Annotated in this window: 15 protein-coding genes and 1 pseudogene; 2 read left to right on the forward strand and 14 right to left on the reverse strand. The window is 66.5% G+C overall.

Going from position 1 to position 18672, the window contains the following annotated elements:
- Positions 1 to 60: 60 nt before the first annotated feature.
- Entirely contained in the window at positions 61 to 930 is an 870-nt protein-coding gene (locus M1L61_RS06885) for a hypothetical protein (RefSeq protein WP_248854489.1), read from the reverse strand.
- A 64-nt stretch (positions 931 to 994) separates the two neighbouring features.
- Positions 995 to 4585 carry a DNA polymerase III subunit alpha gene (gene dnaE / locus M1L61_RS06890; RefSeq protein WP_248854490.1) on the reverse strand — a complete coding sequence of 1197 codons (3591 nt, stop codon included), beginning with the start codon at positions 4583 to 4585 and terminating at the stop codon, positions 995 to 997.
- A 436-nt stretch (positions 4586 to 5021) separates the two neighbouring features.
- Here dnaE and M1L61_RS06895 point away from each other — a divergent pair.
- Positions 5022 to 5393: pseudogene (locus M1L61_RS06895) on the forward strand (transposase); the annotation flags it as partial.
- 226 nt (positions 5394 to 5619) lie between these two features.
- Positions 5620 to 5985 (forward strand): transposase, encoded by a 366-nt coding sequence (locus M1L61_RS06900; protein WP_248854771.1) that lies wholly within the window; start codon positions 5620 to 5622, stop codon positions 5983 to 5985.
- Between the two features lie 30 nt (positions 5986 to 6015).
- Here the strand turns inward: M1L61_RS06900 and M1L61_RS06905 are convergent, their stop codons facing one another.
- From M1L61_RS06905 to pyrH, 12 genes are all read right to left on the reverse strand, one after another.
- The gene (locus M1L61_RS06905) at positions 6016 to 6651 is read right to left on the reverse strand and encodes a ribonuclease HII (RefSeq protein WP_248854491.1); all 636 of its coding nucleotides are present in this window, start codon (positions 6649 to 6651) and stop codon (positions 6016 to 6018) included.
- Positions 6648 to 7907: a lipid-A-disaccharide synthase gene (gene lpxB, locus M1L61_RS06910; protein ID WP_049455669.1), complete on the reverse strand. Its 1260-nt coding sequence runs from the start codon at positions 7905 to 7907 to the stop codon at positions 6648 to 6650. Before lpxB ends, M1L61_RS06905 begins: the two co-directional genes overlap by 4 nt.
- Positions 7904 to 8695, reverse strand: a complete 792-nt coding sequence (gene lpxA / locus M1L61_RS06915; protein WP_010486342.1) for an acyl-ACP--UDP-N-acetylglucosamine O-acyltransferase — start codon at positions 8693 to 8695, stop codon at positions 7904 to 7906. The genes lpxB and lpxA overlap by 4 nt, the downstream gene beginning before the upstream one ends.
- A gap of 16 nt (positions 8696 to 8711) precedes the next feature.
- On the reverse strand, positions 8712 to 9170 hold the full coding sequence (fabZ, locus tag M1L61_RS06920) for a 3-hydroxyacyl-ACP dehydratase FabZ (protein ID WP_008265823.1): 459 nt from the start codon (positions 9168 to 9170) through the stop codon (positions 8712 to 8714).
- The gene (gene lpxD / locus M1L61_RS06925; RefSeq protein ID WP_248854492.1) at positions 9167 to 10189 is read right to left on the reverse strand and encodes a UDP-3-O-(3-hydroxymyristoyl)glucosamine N-acyltransferase; all 1023 of its coding nucleotides are present in this window, start codon (positions 10187 to 10189) and stop codon (positions 9167 to 9169) included. The genes fabZ and lpxD overlap by 4 nt, the downstream gene beginning before the upstream one ends.
- A gap of 435 nt (positions 10190 to 10624) precedes the next feature.
- The gene (gene bamA, locus M1L61_RS06930) at positions 10625 to 12988 is read right to left on the reverse strand and encodes an outer membrane protein assembly factor BamA (protein WP_010486337.1); all 2364 of its coding nucleotides are present in this window, start codon (positions 12986 to 12988) and stop codon (positions 10625 to 10627) included.
- Positions 12989 to 13062: 74 nt separating this feature from the next.
- Positions 13063 to 14421 (reverse strand): RIP metalloprotease RseP, encoded by a 1359-nt coding sequence (gene rseP / locus M1L61_RS06935; RefSeq protein WP_043396457.1) that lies wholly within the window; start codon positions 14419 to 14421, stop codon positions 13063 to 13065.
- Positions 14422 to 14477: 56 nt separating this feature from the next.
- The gene (locus tag M1L61_RS06940) at positions 14478 to 15668 is read right to left on the reverse strand and encodes a 1-deoxy-D-xylulose-5-phosphate reductoisomerase (protein WP_010486332.1); all 1191 of its coding nucleotides are present in this window, start codon (positions 15666 to 15668) and stop codon (positions 14478 to 14480) included.
- 2 nt (positions 15669 to 15670) lie between these two features.
- Complete coding sequence (locus tag M1L61_RS06945; RefSeq protein ID WP_010486331.1) at positions 15671 to 16507, reverse strand: phosphatidate cytidylyltransferase; 837 nt, start codon at positions 16505 to 16507, stop codon at positions 15671 to 15673.
- Positions 16504 to 17271 carry a polyprenyl diphosphate synthase gene (gene uppS / locus M1L61_RS06950; protein ID WP_191863014.1) on the reverse strand — a complete coding sequence of 256 codons (768 nt, stop codon included), beginning with the start codon at positions 17269 to 17271 and terminating at the stop codon, positions 16504 to 16506. The genes M1L61_RS06945 and uppS overlap by 4 nt, the downstream gene beginning before the upstream one ends.
- 5 nt (positions 17272 to 17276) lie before the next feature.
- Positions 17277 to 17831: a ribosome recycling factor gene (frr, locus tag M1L61_RS06955; protein ID WP_010486327.1), complete on the reverse strand. Its 555-nt coding sequence runs from the start codon at positions 17829 to 17831 to the stop codon at positions 17277 to 17279.
- Between the two features lie 96 nt (positions 17832 to 17927).
- A complete protein-coding gene (gene pyrH, locus M1L61_RS06960) occupies positions 17928 to 18656 on the reverse strand; it encodes a UMP kinase (RefSeq protein ID WP_010486325.1) in 729 nt (242 codons plus the stop codon).
- Between the last annotated feature and the right edge of the window lie 16 nt (positions 18657 to 18672).

Here is an 18672-nt window from a genome sequence, read left to right on the forward strand (position 1 = left end):
CCCGTACGCCTTCGTCTGGAAGGCGACGGTAGCGCAGCCGGGCAGGGCGCGCCAGTCAGCTCAGGGCACCACCAGCGCGCTGCGGCCCATCAGCTGGCTGCGCTGGGAAACGAAGTCGTTGTAGGCCTCGTTGGCTTCCCGGCCCAGGCCGCTGCCCAGGGTGGCGGTGGCCGAGGTGAAGGCCATCTGCGCGTCGAAGTCCTGCTTGCGCAGGGCCTTCTGTTCATCGGCGGTGGTGGCCTTCAGCCACTGCGCGTAGACCTCGCGCAGCGGCGCGGCATGCGCCTCGAAAGCAGGCACCAGTGCCGGCAGGCTGGCCGGGGCCGGTTCCAGGCTGAACGCCGGGGGCACGTAGCCGGCCGGCTGCTCGCGCTTGAACGCGCCGGGCTCGCCCATGCCTTCTTCCACGTAAGCGATGAAGTCCGGCGCGGTGAACACCTTGGCCACGATCTGGCCGCCGCTGGCGTCGACGTGGGCCACCACCTTTTCCTTCGGGAAGGGCTCGCGCACGCCGTAGGTCCAGGTCTTGTCGATGAACAGTTCGTGGCTCTTCTCGAACGGGCCTTCAAAGTCGACGCCGCCCAGCTCGATGCCGGCCTTGCCGGTGCCGAAGTTCTTCAGCTTGCTCTCGTCGGTGACGTAGATCTCGCGGGCGACCACGTACTCGCTCAGGGTCGGGTTGATCAGTCCGCCGCGGCCATCGACGTAGACGATGAAGCGCACGTCGCCCAGTTTGTCGGTGTGCAGGCGGTGCTCACCGACGGCGAGCGAGATCGGGCGCGAACCCTGTGCGGCCACCGGCAGGTCCTTGCCATCGATGCTCAGCGCCAGCGGCGTGTCGGTCGGGTTGTCGATCTGGAACTCGATCTTCGACGGCGAGCAGGCGGCCAGGGCCAGAGCGGCGGCAAACGGGAACAGCAGGGTCTTCATCGGCAATCGTCCTTGATACTTGGAACGGGGAAACAGGGGGGGCAGGAAAACCAGGGAGCCAGCCTCAGCTGGCCCACGGTGGGCTGTAGCGCACTTTCAGCGTGCGCACGGCCGGGTCGGCGCGCAGCGCCTCCATCAGCTTGGAATCAATGCGTACCGCGCTTTGCCCGGACACATCAAGCATGCCGGCGATGCCACCCTGCGGACCCTTCAGCAGCAGGTCCAGGCGCAGTGGCGTGCGCCCCGGGCGATGGCGGTCGAGCAGGGCATCGATGCGCTCCCAGACCGGGCGCTGCTGGCGCAGGTCCAGGCGCAGCGACAACCGCGTGGCGTAGTTGGCGCAGACCTCGTCGAAGTCCCAGCACTGGCGGATGCGCAGCGCGTAGCCGCCGTTGAACTCGTCCTCGCGCAGGCCGCCCTTGACCACCAGGATGCGGTCCTTGGTCATCAGGTGCCCGAACTCGGCCATCGCGTCGGAGAACGCGCTGCACTCGACGCGCCCGCGCCCATCTTCCAGCTGGATGAAGATCTGGCTCTCGCCCTTGCGACGCACACCGACCACCTGGCCGGCCAGCACGGTCTGTACTTCCGGGCGCCAGCGCTTCTCGCCGCCACCACCGCCACCGCTGTTGGCGCTCCAGATCTTCTCCACCGAACCCAGGTCGTTGCCTACCAGATCGCGCACATCGTCGCGCCAAGGATCGAACGGGTGGCCGCTGAGGTAGAAACCGAGCGTGTCGCGCTCGCCGTTGAGGCGCTGAAGCAGCGGCCATTCTTCGGCTTCGGGCAGGTCCAGCTGGATCGACACGGTGCTCGGGTCGGGCCCGCCAAACAGCGAGTTCTGCCCGGACGCACGCTCGCGCGCCATCTGATAAGTGGCCTTGATCACTTCCGGCAGCTGCAGCATCAGCGAGGCGCGGTTGCGGCCGAGCTCGTCCAGCGCACCACAGTTGATCATCGCTTCCAGCGTGCGCCGGTTGAGCTTGGCCGAGCCGACGCGGGTGCAGAAGTCGAGCAGGTCCTTGAACGGGCCGCCCTTCAGCCGCTCCTCGACCACCGCCTCGCAGGCACCCTGGCCGACGCCCTTGATCGCACCGAGGCCGTACTGGATGGTGTCCGGGGTGACCGCTTCGAACATGAAGGCCGATTGGTTCACCTTGGGCGGCAGCACGGTCAGGCCAAGGTTGCGCACCTCGTCGAGGAAGCCGACCACTTTGTCAGTGTTGTCCAGGTCGGACGACAGCGTGGCCGCCATGAACTCGGCCGGGTAGTGGCGCTTCAGCCACGCGGTCTGGTAGCTGACCAGCGCATAGGCGGCGGCGTGCGACTTGTTGAAGCCGTAGCCGGCGAACTTCTCCATCAGGTCGAAGATCGCATCGGCCTTGGCTTCGTCCACGCCGTCCTTGGCCGCACCTTCGCGGAAGATCTCGCGGTGCTTGGCCATTTCGGCCGGCACCTTCTTGCCCATCGCACGGCGCAGCAGGTCGGCGCCGCCCAGCGAGTAGCCGCCGACGATCTGCGCCATCTGCATCACCTGCTCCTGGTACACCATGATGCCGTAGGTGTCCTTCAGGATGGCTTCGGTGCGCGGATCGGGATAGATGATTTCTTCCTGCCCGTGCTTGCGCGCGTTGAACGAAGGAATCAGGTCCATCGGGCCAGGGCGGTACAGCGACACCAGCGCGATCAGGTCTTCGAAACGGTCGGGGCGCGCGTCCTTCAGCAGGCGGCGCATGCCCGAGGATTCGAACTGGAACACCGCGCCGGTGTTGCCGTTGGCGAAGATGTCCTTGTAGGTGGGCGTGTCGTCCAGCGGGATCGCGGCGATGTCCACCGGCGGAATGCCGGCGCGCTCGTGGCGCTTGTTGATCGCCTTCACCGCCCAGTCGATGATGGTCAGCGTGCGCAGGCCGAGGAAGTCGAACTTCACCAGGCCCACTTCTTCCACGTCGTTCTTGTCGAACTGGGTGACCGGGTTCTTGCCCAGCCCGTTCTCGTCGTGTTCGGCATACAGCGGGCAGAACTCGCTCAGCGGCTCGGGCCCGATCACCACGCCACCGGCATGCTTGCCGGCGTTGCGGGTCAGGTCTTCCAGCTGCAGCGCCAGGTCGATCAGGTCGCGGACATCGTCCTCGGTCTCGTAGCGCTGGATCAGTTCCGGCGAGGCCATTTCCGAGCTGGGGCCTTCCTTGCCCTTGCCCAGTGCATCCTTCAGGTGGATACCCAGGATGTTCGGGATCAGCTTGGAAACGCCGTCGACCAGGCCGTACGGGAAGCCGAGCACGCGACCGGAGTCGCGCACCACCGCCTTGGCGGCCATGGTGCCGTAGGTGATGATCTGGCTGACGCGCTCGCGCCCGTACTTGCGCGCGACGTAGTCGATCACCTCGTCGCGGCGGTCCATGCAGAAGTCGATGTCGAAGTCGGGCATCGACACGCGTTCCGGGTTCAGGAAGCGCTCGAACAGCAGGTTGTACGGCAACGGGTCCAGATCGGTGATCTTCAGCGCCCACGCCACCAGCGAACCGGCACCGGAACCACGGCCCGGGCCGATCGGGATGCCCTGGTTCTTGCCCCACTGGATGAAGTCGGCCACGATCAGGAAGTAGCCCGGGAAGCCCATCTTGATGATGGTGTTGAGCTCGAACTCCAGGCGCTCGAAATACTCTTCGCGGGTCTTGCCCGGCGCCAGCGGATTCTTCTCCAGGCGCTCTTCCAGGCCGTTGCGCGACATCTTCTGGATCCAGGTGTCCAGGGTCTCGTCGTCGGGCACCGGGTAGTTGGGCAGGAAGTAGGTGCCCAGCCGCATCTCGATGTTGCAGCGCTCGGCCAGCGCCAGCGTGTTGTCGATCGCATCGGGGATGTCGGCGAACAGCGCGCACATTTCCTCGGCCGACTTCAGGTACTGCTGGTCGCTGTACTCGCGCGGGCGCTTGGGGTCGTCCAGCACACGGCCGGTGGAAATGCACACGCGCGCTTCGTGCGCGCTGAAGTCCGACGGCGACAGGAAGCGCACGTCGTTGCTGGCCACCACCGGCAGGCCACGCTGGCCGGCGGCCATCAGCGCGAACTGGTTGAAGGTTTCCTCGCCTTCGCGGCCGGTGCGGGTCAGCTCCAGGTGCAGGCCATCGCCGAACACGCGTTGCCAGTCGGCCAGCTGCTGCTCGGCCAGTTCATGCTTGCCGTCCAGCGCCAGGCGCCCGGCCAGGCTCTGCCGGCCGGCCAGCGCGAACAGGTTGGCGTTGCCGGCCTTCAGCCAGTCCGGATGGATGGCCACACCGCCTTCCGGGCGATGGCCTTCCATCCAGGCGCGGGTCAGCAGCCGCGACAGGCTCAGGTAGCCCTCGCGATCGCGGCACAGCAGGGTCATCCGCCACGGGTCCTGGCCTTCCTCGGCGATCAGCACGTCGGCACCGGCGATCGGCTTGATGCCCACGCCTTCGGCGGCCTTGTAGAACTTGACCAGCGCGAACAGGTTGTTGAGGTCGGTCACTGCCAGCGCGGGCAGGCCGAGCTCGACCGAGCGCGACAGCAGGTTGGCCTGCTTGGCCTTCTTCGGGTCCGCCTGGTCCGGTTTGGCCGGCACACGGATGGTGGAGTCCGCCAGCGAGAACTCGGTGTGGACGTGGAGATGTACGAAGCGGGAGTTGGACATGCCGGACCAGGTTGGAGCGCGCGGGCCCCGGGTGCTGACGGGGGAATCGTCGCCGGGGTCGGGAAGCGCTGGAGTGCCCGGTCAGGGTAACGAGGGCGGAGAGGCGCGACAAGCTCTTGACAGGCCCCGGAGGACGACCGGGTTCAGGCGTGCGGGAGCCCGTTTCCTGTAGAGCCGAGCCCACGCTCGGCTGCTGCGGAAAGCCGAGCATGGGCTTGTATGTTCCTCCCGGCTCCTACGCGGTATGTAGGAGCCAGGGTGGAGGGACCGTCAACATGATATCTGCGGGTAGCAGCCGACAGACGAGCCGAGCGATCCCCATCCCGCACCTTAACGTCGATAAAGGATCTAGCGGCCTTTGAGGACCGCCGATGGAGGCAAGCCAACGTGGTGCGGTACCACCCCAGCCCCTCAACAATAGCTGGGAGTTACGCAGATGTCAGATCGTTTAGCCGTCGGCATCGATGCCGACTCAAAGAGCCTTGTGGTGGCGCGCCATGGCACCAAGGGCAGCACTCGAATCCCCAATTCAGCGTCGGCCATCGGTAAGTGGCTGTCCGGCCTGCCGACCAGGACTCGCATTGGGGTGGAGGCGACCAATCGCTACCACGAGCTTGTGGCTCAATCTGCCCAGAAGGCCGGCCACGCGGTCTTTGTGCTCAATCCGCGCGACATCAAGCATTACGCCAAGGGGGTGGCTTGCCGCGGCAAGACCGACTCTGGCGACGCACAGGTTATCGCGCGCTACATCGCCAAGGAGGCCGACAATCTGCACGAGCATGTCGCTCGTTCGCCTGCGCAGGAGCGGCTGCATGTACTGCTCCAGCAACGTGACAGCCTGGTCAGGAGCAAGACGAAGCTCAATCTCTCGCTGGGGTCGGGAGCATCAGAATCCGCACTCTTCGGAGGGGTTTTCAGTAGCCTGAAAGAGGCCATCGCCCTGCTGGATCAAGAGATCCAACGGTTGTGCCGCAGTGGTGAACAGCACGATCTGTATCGACGAATCATGACCATTCCGGGGATCGAGACCGACGGTGGCGGCCTTCATTACCCATCACATCACGCGCTGGCCCTTGGCCAGCTCGGACGCCTGGATTGCCTGCACCGGCCTGGATCCGCGACCCAACGAATCCGGCGCACGGATCGGTCGGCGTCGCCTGTCCAAACGCGGCAGCGCCGGTTTGCGTCAGATCCTCTACATGGCGGCCATGGGCCTGACCCGCTCAAAGGGTGGCAAGCCTCTCTACAACGCCATCCGCGAGCGCGGCCACAGCAGTACTGCCACTTTCAACATTCTGGCGAGAAAACTAGCCAAGATCGCCTGGGGCGTCTTCAAGAGCGGTCGGGACTTTGACCCAGCCATGCTGAAAGTGGGTCAAGCCTGCTTCCAGCAGGCTTGACCGCGAACATAGGATCTCGGCTCTACAAGGTCAACCGAGGCACTCACGTACCGGGGCGAAGCTGCGCCGGTGCTCCATGCAGGGGCCGTGCTCGCGCAGGGCGGCCAGGTGGGCCGGGGTGCCATAGCCCTTGTGTTGCTCGAAGCCGTACTGCGGGTGGCGGGCGTGCACGTCCTGCATGTAGCGATCGCGCGAGACCTTGGCCAGGATCGATGCGGCCATGATCGCGCGGTCGATGCCATCGCCGCCGATCAGCGCCTGCGCCGGCAGTATCAGGCCCTTGGGCACCACGTTGCCGTCGATGCGCGCGAAGCCGGCCACGTGGGCGACCGCGGCGACGACATCGCGCATGCCCTGCAGGGTGGCCTGGTAGATGTTCAGGCGGTCGATGGTGTCCACGTCCACCAGCACCACGTGCCAGGCAAGGGCGCGCTCGATGATGCGGTCATGCAGCTGCTCGCGGCGCGCCGCGGTGAGCTGCTTGGAATCGTCCAGGCCGTTGATGCGTGGCCGTGCCGGGTCGAACACCACCGCCGCCACCGCCACCGGCCCGGCGAGCGGACCACGGCCGGCCTCATCGACGCCGGCAACCAGGCGTTCCGGCTCGATTACCGCGCTGCCATCGAACAGGGCCAGGCTGGCCGCTGCGGCGTGGCGGCGGCTCATGCCTGGGCCTGGTCGCGCATCAGCAGCTCGCCGACGGCGTCGGCGGCACGTGCCGAAGCATTGCGGCGCAGGCGCTCATGCAGGCGTGCATAGGTGTCCTGCAGGTCGGTTACCCGTTGTGGGTGGTCGAACCACTGCTGGATGGCCGCGGCCAGCTTGTCCGGCGTGCAGTCGTGCTGCATCAGTTCCGGTGCCAGGTCCTGCCCGGCCAGGATGTTGGGCAGGGCGAAGCGGTCGACCTTGATCAGGCCGAATGCCTTGACCAGACGGTAGGTCAGTTCGTTGACACGGTAGCCGACCACCATCGGCCGCTTCACCAGCATCGCCTCCAGGGTCGCGGTACCGGACGCCAGCACCACCACGTCGGCGGCGATCATGGCGTTGCGGGCCTGGCCGTCGAGCACATGCGAGTACGCGACCGGCAGCGCCGAGCGTGACAGCTGCTCTTCGATCAGGCGCTTGCAGGCGGGGTTGGCGGCAGGCACCACCACGTGCAGGCCCGGGATGCGTTCGGAGACCTGCCAGGCAGCCTCGAAGAAGGGTTCGCCGAGGCGCGAGATTTCGCCCAGGCGGCTGCCCGGCAGCACCGCCAGCACCTTGGCCGAAGTCGGCAGGCCAAGCGCGGCGCGCGCTTCCTCGCGGTTGCCCTGCAGCGGAATGTCGTCGGCCATCGGATGGCCGACGAAGCGCGCGTCGATGCCGTGCTTGGCATAGATGGGCGGCTCCATCGGGAACAGGCACAGCACCAGGTCGGCGCTGCTGCCGATCTTCTCGGCTCGCTTCTCACGCCAGGCCCAGACCGAGGGGCTGACGTAATGCACGGTGCGCACGCCTCGCTGCTTCAGCCAGCGCTCGATGCCCAGGTTGAAGTCGGGGGCGTCGATGCCGATGAAGACGTCCGGCTGCCAGTCCAGCGCACGCTGGCGGAACGCCGAGCGCAGCTTCAGCAGGCGCGGCAGATGGCGCAGTACTTCGGTCAGGCCCATCACCGCCAGTTCGCTGGCATCGTGCCAGGTCTGGCAGCCGGCGCTGCGCATGGCGTCGCCACCGATGCCGGCGAACTCGGCATTCGGGAAGCGCGCTTTCAGTTCGCGAACCAGGCCCGCACCGAGCAGATCGCCGGAGGCCTCACCGGCCACCAGGGCGATCCGCAACGGGCGCTCGCTGAGCACCCGTTGCGCGGGGACGCTGCCGGTCATCGAGGCCAGCGGAATCACAGCGGCGCCGGCCGGCGCCTGGCCGGTCGTGCTGCTCATCGCAGCAAGGGCCTCTCGGCGTGCTCGATGAAGTCCAGCATGGCCTTCACGTCATCGCTGTCACGCGCCTGTTCGGTCAGCTGCACCTTGGCTTCGGCCAGCGGCAGGCCCGCCACGTACAGGGTGCGGTAGGCACGCTTGATGGCGGAAATGCGCTCGGCGTCGAAGCCGCGGCGCTTCAGGCCTTCGCTGTTGATGCCGCGCGGGCGGCCCAGCGAATCGGTGCCGACCATGGTGAACGGCGGAACGTCGCCATTGGTCAGCGCCCCCATGCCGAGGAAGGCATGCGCGCCGATCCGGCAGAACTGGTGGGCACCGGCGAAGCCGCTGATGATCACGTAGTCGCCCACGGTCACATGGCCGGCCAGGGTGGTGTTGTTGGAGAACACGCAGAAGTTGCCGACATGGCAGTCATGCGCCACGTGCGTGTAGGCCAGCATCCAGTTGTCGTCGCCGATGCTGGTGATGCCGCCGCCGCCGCCGGTGCCACGGTTCAGCGTGACGAACTCGCGGAACACGTTGCGGTCGCCGATCACCAGCTCGGTGCGCTCCCCTGCATACTTCTTGTCCTGCGGTTCGCCACCGACCGCTGCGTGGCCGATGAAGCGGTTGTCGCGGCCGATCTTCGTCGGGCCGTGGATGCTGCAATGGGGGCCGATCACCGTGCCGGCACCGATTTCCACATCGGCACCGATCAGGGTGAACGCGCCCACCTGGACGTCATCGGCCAGGCGCGCGGCCGGGTCGATGACGGCGGTCGGGTGGATCCGCGGTGCGTTGTCAGTCATTCCTGCCTCCAGTGGATCAGCCCTTGGCGCCGGCACACATGACTTCGGCCGAGGCAACGACTTCACCGTTGACCTTGGCTTCGCCGTAGTACCAGCCCATGTTGCGGATCAGGCGCTTCATCTGCACATCCAGCATCAGCACGTCGCCGGGCACGACCTGCTTGTTGAAGCGGGCGTTTTCCACCTTGACCATGTAGAACAGCTTGGACTGCGAGTCACGGCCGAGCGTGAGCTGGGTCATCACGCCACCGGCCTGCGCCAGCGCTTCGATGATCAGCACGCCAGGCATGATCGGGCGGCCCGGGAAGTGACCCTGGAAGAACGGCTCGTTGATGCTGACGTTCTTCTGCGCAAGGATGCGCTTGGCCTCGATGTCGAGCTCAAGCACCCGGTCCACCAGCAGGAACGGATAGCGGTGCGGGAGCAGTTCCTGGATCTGGCAGACGTCGATCGGAAGCTGCAGCGTGTCGTTCATTCTTTCTCCTTGCCAGCAGCCAGGACGCGGCGAGCCAATGCGTCCAGCTGCTTGAAGCGCGCGGCGTTCTTGCGCCACGTGCGGTTGTCGGTCAACGGGGTGCCGGACGAGTACTCGCCCGGCTCATGGATGGAATTGCGGACCACCGACTTGCCGGTGATCACGACCTTGTCGCAGATCTCGAGGTGGCCGACCACGCCGACGTGGCCGCCGAGCAGGCAGTAGCGGCCGATCCTGGCACTGCCGGCGATGCCGGTGCAGCCGGCGATGGCCGAGTGCGCCCCGATCTGCACGTTGTGCGCGATCTGCACCAGGTTGTCCAGGCGCACGTCTTCGTCCAGCACGGTGTCTTCCAGCGCGCCACGGTCGACGCAGGTGTTGGCGCCGATTTCGCAATCGTCGCCGATGCGCACGCCGCCGAGCTGCGGCACCTTGATCCAGTTGCCGGCGTCCATGGCCAGGCCGAAGCCATCGGCGCCGAGTACGGCGCCGGGATGCACGCGAACGCGCTTGCCGAGCTTGACCCGGGTGACCAGGGTGACCCGCGCGATCAGCTCGCAGCCGTTGTCCAGGCTGCAGTCTTCGCCGATCACGCTGCCAGTGCCGATGATGCAGTTCTCACCGACCACGCTGCGCGCGCCGACGGAGACGAAGGGACCGATATGGGCGCTGGCGGCGACCTGGGCGCTGGGATCGATGACGGCGCTGGGGTGGATGCCCGGCGGGCGCGTTGGCGCGATATCGAACAGCGCGGCGATCTTGGCGAAGGTGGTGTACGGGTCCTTGGCCACGAGCGCGGCGCCGGGGGCGGCCTCGGCGTCGTCGGCACGCAGGACCACCAGCGAGGCCTGGCTGTCGGCCAGCTGGGCGCGGTAGCGTGGATTGGCAAGGAAGGTCAGCTGACCAGGACCGGCATGGGCGAGGGTAGCCACGCCATGGATGGCGGTGGCGGGGTCGCCATGGACCTGCAGGCCGAACTGCTCGGCGAGTTGCTGGGCGGTGTAGGTGGGAGTATTCACGGCGGGAGTTTAACGTGTGACGCCATTGCGGTCATGCGGGGTGCGATTGTGCGGCCAACGGCGAGGCCTCTCGTGGCCGGCAGAGCCAGGTTCATGGGCCGGGTCGGACGGGGCGGAGCCGCGGGGGACGGCGCAAGTACGTCCCTGTAGCCTTGATCGCCGCATCCATGCGGCTCACACCCCCGCAGCCCCGCCCCGTCCGGCCTTCGACGGTCTGGCGCGAGTGCCAGCCACGGAAAAACAGAAAAGATCAAAAGCGGGGCGCGCGCTTCCCGCATCTGGACTAAACGAAAACGCCGGGCAGAGCCCGGCGCTTCGCGCCCCGTCTGGTGGAGAGCCCCCCTTTGTTAAGGGGGGCGCGCCAGCGGCGCGGGGGATAGGTGAAATGCGCGGGCAATTCACCGGAGGTGGATCAGTTCTGGGGAACAACGTTCCTCAGAACTGGCCACCGAACGTGAATTGCAGCCGTTCGATCTTGTCATCGTCTTTCTTCTTCAGCGGGAAGGCGTAGCTGATCGAGATCGGGCCGACCGGGGCGCGCCACAGCAGGGCCACACCGGTGGACACGCGCAGTTCGTTGGCCTTGAAGTTGTCCACGCCGTTGTAAACGTTGCCGAAGTCGACGAAGGCTGACACACGTGCCGACGGGCTGTCGAACAGGCGCGGGAAGTAGGCTTCGACCGAACCAACGGTCTTCAGCGAACCACCCAGCGGCTGGCCTTCCGGATAGCCGTTGGTGACTTCGCGCGGGCCGAGGGTGTTGTCTTCGAAGCCACGCACCGAGTTGGTACCGCCGGCGTAGAAGTTCTCGAAGAACGGCAGGCCGCTGGCGGTCACCGTACGGGTGGTGCCGTCCGGGTTGGTCAGCGTGCGGGTGTAGTCGTTGCCATAGGCATCGCCGTAGCCCACTTCGGCACGGGTGTTGATCACCAGCGACGGCATGATCGGCCAGTACTTGCTGATCTGGTAGTTCAGCTTGTAGTACTCGATGGTCGAACCCGGCAGCGTGGTTTCCAGGCCGATGCGCTGGTAGGTACCGCGGGTCGGCATGAAGTAGTCGTTGCGCGAGTCACGCGCCCAGCCCAGCTCGGTGCGCCAGGCATGGAACGTGCGCTTACCGACGGCGTTGATGTAGTCGATGATCGACTGCGGGGTCGAGCCCTGGTAGGTGGTGATCTGGTTGCTGTCGATGCCGAACATCAGCGAGACGGTATCGGTCTCGGTGATCGGCACGCCGAACACCACCTGCGCCGAACCATTGGTGCTGTTGTACTGCGCGGTATTGAAGTCGGAGTAGTCCAGCTCGCGCCAGGACAGGTTGTAGCCCAGCGACACGCCGTCATCGGTGAAGTACGGGTTGGTGTAGCTGAAGCCGTAGCGCTGCAGGTAGCTGCTGCGCGAGGCTTCGACCGACACGCGGTTGCCGCCGCCGAGGAAGTTGTTCTGCGACAGCTGCACCGACGTGGTCATGCCGTAGGACTGCGAGTAGCCCAGGCCGAACACGAAGCTGCCGGACGTGGTTTCCTTGACGTTGTAGACGACGTCAACCTGGTCGTTGCTGCCGCTGACGGCCGGGGTTTCCACGTCCACCGACTCGAAGTAGCCCAGGCGCTGCAGGCGGATCTTGGAGCGGTCGATCGCGGCCTGCGAGTACCAGCTGTTCTCGAACTGGCGCATTTCGCGACGCATCACTTCGTCGGACGTACGTGTGTTGCCACGGAACAGGATGCGACGCACCGACACGCGAGGGCCGGGCACGACCTGCATGTTGATCGCCACGGTCTGCTCGGGGCGGTTGGTGGTCGGGATCGGGTTCACCTTGGCGAACGCATAGCCGATGTTGGACAGCGAGTTGGTGATGGTGTCCGAGCTGAATTCCAGCAGCGCACGCGAGAACGTGTCGCCGGACTTCTGGATCACCATGCGCTCGACGTCCTCCTGCGGGAGGATCGTGTCGCCGCTGACCTTGATCTCGGAGATCTTGTACTGCGCACCTTCGGTCACGCCGGCGGTGAGGAACATGTCGCGCTTGTCGGGGCTGATCGACACCTGGGTCGAATCAATGCTGAAGTCGACATAGCCGCGGTCGAGGTACCAGGAATTGAGCTTTTCCAGGTCGCCGGACAGCTTTTCCTTGGAGTACTGGTCGTCACGGCGGTACCACGACGCCCAGTTGTGCTCCTTGGACTCCCAGGTCTCCAGGATGTCCTTGCTCTCGAACTTCTCGGTGCCGACCAGGTTGACGTGACGGATCTTGGCCGCCTTGCCTTCCTTGATCGCGATCGCGATGTCCACGCGGTTGCGGTCCAGCGGGCTCACCGTCGGGGTGATCTCGACGTTGTACTTGCCGCGGTCGTTGTACTGGCGGCGCAGTTCCTGGGTCACGCGGTCCAGGCTCAGGCGATCGAAGGTGCCGCCCTCGGTCAGGCCGATGTCGGACAGGCCCTTGAGCAGCTGCTCGGACTTGATGTCCTTGTTGCCGGTCACGGTCAGCTTGTTGATCGCCGGGCGTTCCTTGACGGTCACCACCAGGATGCTGCCCTGGCGGTCCAGCTGCACGTCTTCGAAGAAGCCGGTCTTGTACAGGGCGCGGATGGTCTCGCCGACCTTGTTGTCGGTGACCGTCTCGCCACGCTCCACCGGCAGGTAGGTGAATACCGTGCCCGAGCTGATGCGCTGCAGGCCATCCACGCGGATGTCGCTGACAGTGAAGGGCTCGGCTGCCTGGGCCAGGGCGGGAGCGCCGGTGACGGCGGCGAGGGCGAGGGCCAGCAGGCGGCGATTGGGGAGTCGCGTCATGTCACGTCCGGTAGGAAGGTCGATTTCGTTGGTGCGGGATGCCGACGCTGTAGACGGCAACAACATGGAAAAGTTCATCGCGGGACCAGGCCGAGGATGTCGTTGTAGAACGCCAACCCCATCAACCCGGCCAGCAACGCCAGGCCGATGTACTGGCCGGCGGCGATGGCACGCTCGCTCAGCGGGCTGCCCTTGACCAACTCGATAAGGTAATACAGCAGGTGGCCGCCGTCCAAGATCGGGATCGGCAACAGGTTGATGATGCACAGGCTGAGTGACAGCAGGGCAAGGAACTGCAGGAACCAGTCCAGGCCGCGTTTGGCTGAAACATTGGCCACGCGGGCGATGGTCACTGGTCCGGAAACGTTCTGCAGCGAGGCTTTGCCGGTGACGATGCGGCCCATCATGCCCAGCGAATCGGCCGCCAGGCGGCCTGTTTCGCGCACGGCCACGGTGACCGCGTCGAGCGGGCCATAGCGCAGCAGGGTGTCATAGGGCGGGCTGAACGAGGTCGGGAACTGCACGCCGATCTGCCAGATCGGCTCGCCCCTGGAATCCTTGCCCTGGCGCGGGGTGACTTCCAGCGCCAGGCGTTCGCCGCCCCGCAGGACCTCGATCATGCCCGGGCCGCCAGCGCGGCCCAGCGTCTGGATCTCGCCGATGACCTGGTCGGCACCGTCGATGCGCTGGCCGTCGATCGCCACGATCAGATCGCCCGGCTGCAGCTGCCCGGCCACCACGGAGTCCGCGGTGAGCGAATCGACCCGTGCCGGTTGCAGCCACGACTGCCAGTAAAGGCCAGCCAGGATCGGCACGCGTCGTTCATCGAAACCGGGGGGCAGCTGCGACAGCGGCAGGGTGCGCACGCGCACCTGATCGGCCGGGTCCAGCACTTCCAGCGTCACGTCGCGGCGGTCCATCGCTGCGGCGGTCAGCGCCATGCTGGCCTCGCCGAGGGTGACCACCGGGCGCTCGTCCACGCGCAGCACGCGGTCGCCGCTGGTCAGGCCGGCGCTGGCGGCGATGCCGCTGACACGGCCGATGGTCGGCGAATAATCCTGCTTGCCGATCACGAACATCGCCCACAGCAGCAGGATGCACAGCAGCAGGTTGGCGATCGGTCCGGCGGCGACGATGGCGATGCGCTGCCAGACGGTCTTGTGGTTGAAGGCCTGGCCGCGCTCGTGCGGGTGGACTTCGACTTCGCGTTCGTCGAGGAATTTCACATAACCGCCCAGCGGGATGGCGGCGATGGCGAACTCGGTACCGTGCTTGTCCCGGCGCGACCACAGCGGCCGGCCGAAGCCGACCGAGAAGCGCAGGATCTTGACCCCGCACAGGCGCCCGACCCAGTAATGCCCGAACTCGTGGAACGTGACCAGCAGCCCGAGGCTGACGATCATCCACCAGACCGATCCGATGAAGTCAGTCATGCAGGCTCACAGTGGCGGGCAGGGGCGGCGTCGTCATGCGTGTGCGAGGCGGTCGTTCAGGCGGCGTCGATGGCGTTCAGGGTGAGCTGGCGTGCCCGCTGGTCGGCGGACAACAGGACCTCCAGTGTATCGGCTGGCTGGGTCGGCAGTGTTGAAAGAGCGTTAGCAACCAGTTCCGGGATGGTCAGGAAACCGATCCGGCCCTGAAGAAACGCTGAAACGGCCTCTTCATTGGCAGCGTTCAGCACCGCCGGCGCGGTGCCACCGGCCTGCATCGCCTGCCAGGCGAGGGCCAGGCAGGGGAAGGCGTCGGTGTCGGGGGCCTCGAAATCCAGCCGGCCCTGGGCCAGCAGGTCCAGCCCCGCCACGCCCGATTCGATGCGTTGTGGCCAGCCCAGGCCAACGGCCAGGGTGGTGCGCATGTCCGGCAGGCCCATCTGCGCCAGGGTCGAACCGTCCACGAACTCGACCAGCGAGTGGACCAGGCTCTGCGGATGCACCAGCACGTCGATGCGCTCACCGGGGATGCCGAACAGGTGGTGGGCCTCGATCACTTCCAGGCCCTTGTTCATCAACGTCGCCGAATCGACCGAGATCTTCGGGCCCATCGACCATTTCGGGTGGGCCACGGCCTGGGCCGGGGTGACTTGGGCCAGCGCGGCCCGGCTGCGGCCGCGGAACGGGCCACCGGAGGCGGTCAGCAGGATGCGGCGCACACCGGCACCGTCAATGCTGGCGTCGCGCGAGCGCAGGCACTGGAAGATCGCGCTGTGTTCGCTGTCGATCGGGATGATTTCGGCGCCGGCACGTTCGGCAGTGCGGGTCAGCAGCTCACCGGCCAGCACCAGCGATTCCTTGTTGGCCAGCAGGATGCGCTTGCCCGCGGCGGCCGCGGCCAGGGTGGAAGACAGCCCGGCCGCACCGACGATGGCGGCGACTACGGTGTCGCAGGCATCGCTGGCGGCCAGCTGGTCCAGCGCGGCATGGCCGGCATGCGCCTCGGTGGCCAGTCCGGCATCGCGCAGGCCGTCGCGCAGCTCGGCGAACAGTGATGCGTCGGCGATCACCGCGTGCGCGGGCTTGTGCTGGCGGCACAGCGCCAGCAGCGCCTGAACCTGGCGGCCGGCGGCCAGCACGGTGGCCTGATAGCGCTGCGGGTGGCGGGCGATCACGTCCAGCGTGGAGGCACCGATCGAGCCGGTGGCGCCGAACACGGCGACCCGGCGCAGGTCTGCGACAGCATTCATGGTCAGAACCCGAAGATTTCCTTGCCGAGTGCGAACACCGGCACTGCAGCCAGGACGCCGTCGACACGGTCGAGCACGCCGCCATGGCCCGGAATCAGGTGGCCCGAGTCCTTGGCGCCGGCGTGACGCTTGATCAGGCTTTCAAACAGATCACCCAGTACCGAGGCGAACACGGCCACCACCGAGGTGATCAGCAGGCCCGGCAGATGTGCGGTATCGATGCCGGCCAGCCAGCCCAGGCCGACGGCCACGGCGACACCGGCCAGCAGGCCGCCGAACAGGCCTTCCCATGTCTTGTTGGGGCTGATGCGCGGGGCCAGCTTGTGCTTGCCGAAGTGACGGCCGGCGAAATAGGCGCCCGAATCGGCCGCCCAGACCAGTGCCAGGGCAGCCAGCAGCCACAGGTGGCCCTGCTTGCCCGGCGGATCGCCGCCAGCATGGATCAGCACCAGCGCGGCCCAGGCCGGAACGATGGCCAGCGTACCGGCCAGCATCTTCACGATGCGCGAGGGTGCCGACGGTTGCGCGCCGAAATTGAAGAAGCGAAGCCAGACCAGCGCCGCCAACCACCAGGCGACGCCGGCCAGGGTGGTTATCTGGAACAGCACCAGCGTGCTGCCATCGGCCCAGACCAGCAGCACCATCAGCAGCAGGTTCAGCACCAGCAGCACGGTGCGTGCCAGGGTGTCTTCGATGCCGGCCAGCTTCAGCCACTCCCACAGGCCGATCAGCAGCACCGCAGCCGCCGCCGCTGCCAACCATTGGGTCGGCAGCAGCAGGATCGCGGCAATGGCGACCGGCGCCATGATCAGCGCGGCAAGGACTCGGGTCTTGGTCATGGGCTGGAAGTCTCGGTGGCCAGTGCGGCGATCTGGGCGCTGGTCAGGCCGAAACGACGCTCACGGCTGCCATAGGCGTCCAGCGCCTGCTGCAGCAGAGCGGGATCGAAGTCCGGCCACAGCGCCTCGGTGAACCACAGCTCGGTGTACGCCAGCTGCCACAGCAGGAAGTTGCTGATGCGGGTGTCGCCACCGGTGCGGATGAACAGGTCCGGTGGCGGCAGGTCGGCCAGGGCGACCTGGCTGCCCAGCAGCGATTCGTCGATCTGTTCGGGCAGCAGGCGGCCGGCGGCGACCTCGGCGGCCAGTGTGCGCGCGGCGCGGGTGATGTCCTGGCGGCCACCGTAGCTGGCGGCGATCGACAGGGTCAGGGTGGTGTTGTCCGCGGTGCGCTGCTCGGCCAGCTGCATGCGGCTGACCAGCCCGGCGCCGAAGCGTTCGCGCTCGCCGATGAAGCGCACGCGCACGCCACGCCGATGCAACTCGTCCACTTCGCGGTCGAGCGCGCCGAGGAACAGCTTCATCAACGCATCGACTTCTTCCTGCGGCCGGCCCCAGTTTTCGCTGGAGAACGCGAACAGGGTCAGCGCCGGAATACCCAGCTCAAGGCAGCGCTCGATGGTGCGGTTGACCGCACGCGCGCCGGCCCGGTGGCCGATCACGCGCGGACGACGGCGCTGCTGTGCCCAGCGCCCATTGCCATCCATGATGATGGCAATGTGGCGGGGCAGGGCGGCCGGCAACGGAGGCGGGACTGAAGGCATCGACTTCAGACCGACAGCAGTTCTTTTTCCTTGTCGGCAACGACCTTGTCGACGTCCTTGATGTGGGTGTCGGTCAACTTCTGGATGTCGTCTTCACCGCGCTTCTTCTCGTCTTCGCTGATCGCCTTGTCCTTGACCAGCTTGGCGATTTCCTTGTTCGCGTCCTGACGGATGTTGCGGATCGCGATCTTGGCGCCTTCCCCTTCCTTCTGCACCTGCTTGACCAGCTCCTTGCGGCGCTCTTCGGTCGGCGGCGGCATGTTGATGCGGATCGCGGTGCCCAGCGTGTTCGGGGTGAACTCGGCGTTGTAGAGACCCTTTTCGATCTCCTTGATCATGCTCTTGTCGAACGGCGTGACGAGCAGCGAGTGGGCGTCGGCGTTGGAGATCGATGCGACCTGGTTCAGCGGGGTGCTGGCGTTGCCATAGGCGCTGACCGTGACGCGGTCCAGCAGGGCCGGGGTGGCGCGGCCGGTGCGGATCGAGGTGAGGGTGTGCTTCAGAGCGTCGATGCTCTTGGCCATGCGCGTCTGCGCGTTGTTCTTGATGTCGTTGAGCATCGCCCGGTCCTGGGTGTAACTGGAATCGGGCGATTATAGGCGAATACGGGACGCTGCCGGGCCTGAATCGGCCCGGAGCTCGCCTGGCACTCAGGCTCAGGCCGGGTCGCGGCCCTGGACCAGGGTGCCGATGTTCTCGCCGCTGAGGATCTTCAGCAGCTCGCCCGGCTGGCCCATGTCGAACACGCGCATCGGCAGGTCGCTGTCGCGGGCCAGTGCGAAGGCGGCGGTATCCATCACTTCCAGGCCACGGCGGATCACTTCGTCGTAGCTCAGGCTGTCGAAGCGGACCGCGTCGCTATGCTTGTTCGGGTCCTTGTCGTACACGCCGTCAACCTTGGTCGCCTTCAGCAGCAGGTCGGCGCCGATCTCGATCGCGCGCAGGGCGGCACCGGAGTCGGTGGTGAAGAACGGGCTGCCGACGCCGGCGGCGAAGATCACCAGGCGGCCCTTTTCCAGGTGGCGGATGGCGCGGCGCCGGATGTAGTCCTCGCACACGTCGTTGATCTTGATCGCGCTCATCACCCGGGCCTTGGCGCCCAGCTTTTCCAAGGCGTCCTGCATGGCCAGAGCGTTGATGACCGTGGCCAGCATGCCCATCTGGTCGCCGGTGACCCGGTCCATGCCGCCAGCGGCCAGGCCGGCGCCGCGGAAGATGTTGCCGCCGCCGATAACCAGCGCAACTTCGGCGCCTGCCTGCTGGGCTTCGATGACCTCACGGGCCAGGCGGTTGATGATCTTCGGGTCGATGCCGTAGTCCTCATCTCCCATCAGCGCCTCCCCGGATAGTTTCAGAAGGATGCGGCGATAGGCGAGCTTGGACATAGGGACCTCGGGTGCG

Origin of the sequence: Stenotrophomonas sp. NY11291, from assembly GCF_023277365.1 — a bacterium.
GTDB lineage: Bacteria > Pseudomonadota > Gammaproteobacteria > Xanthomonadales > Xanthomonadaceae > Stenotrophomonas > Stenotrophomonas geniculata.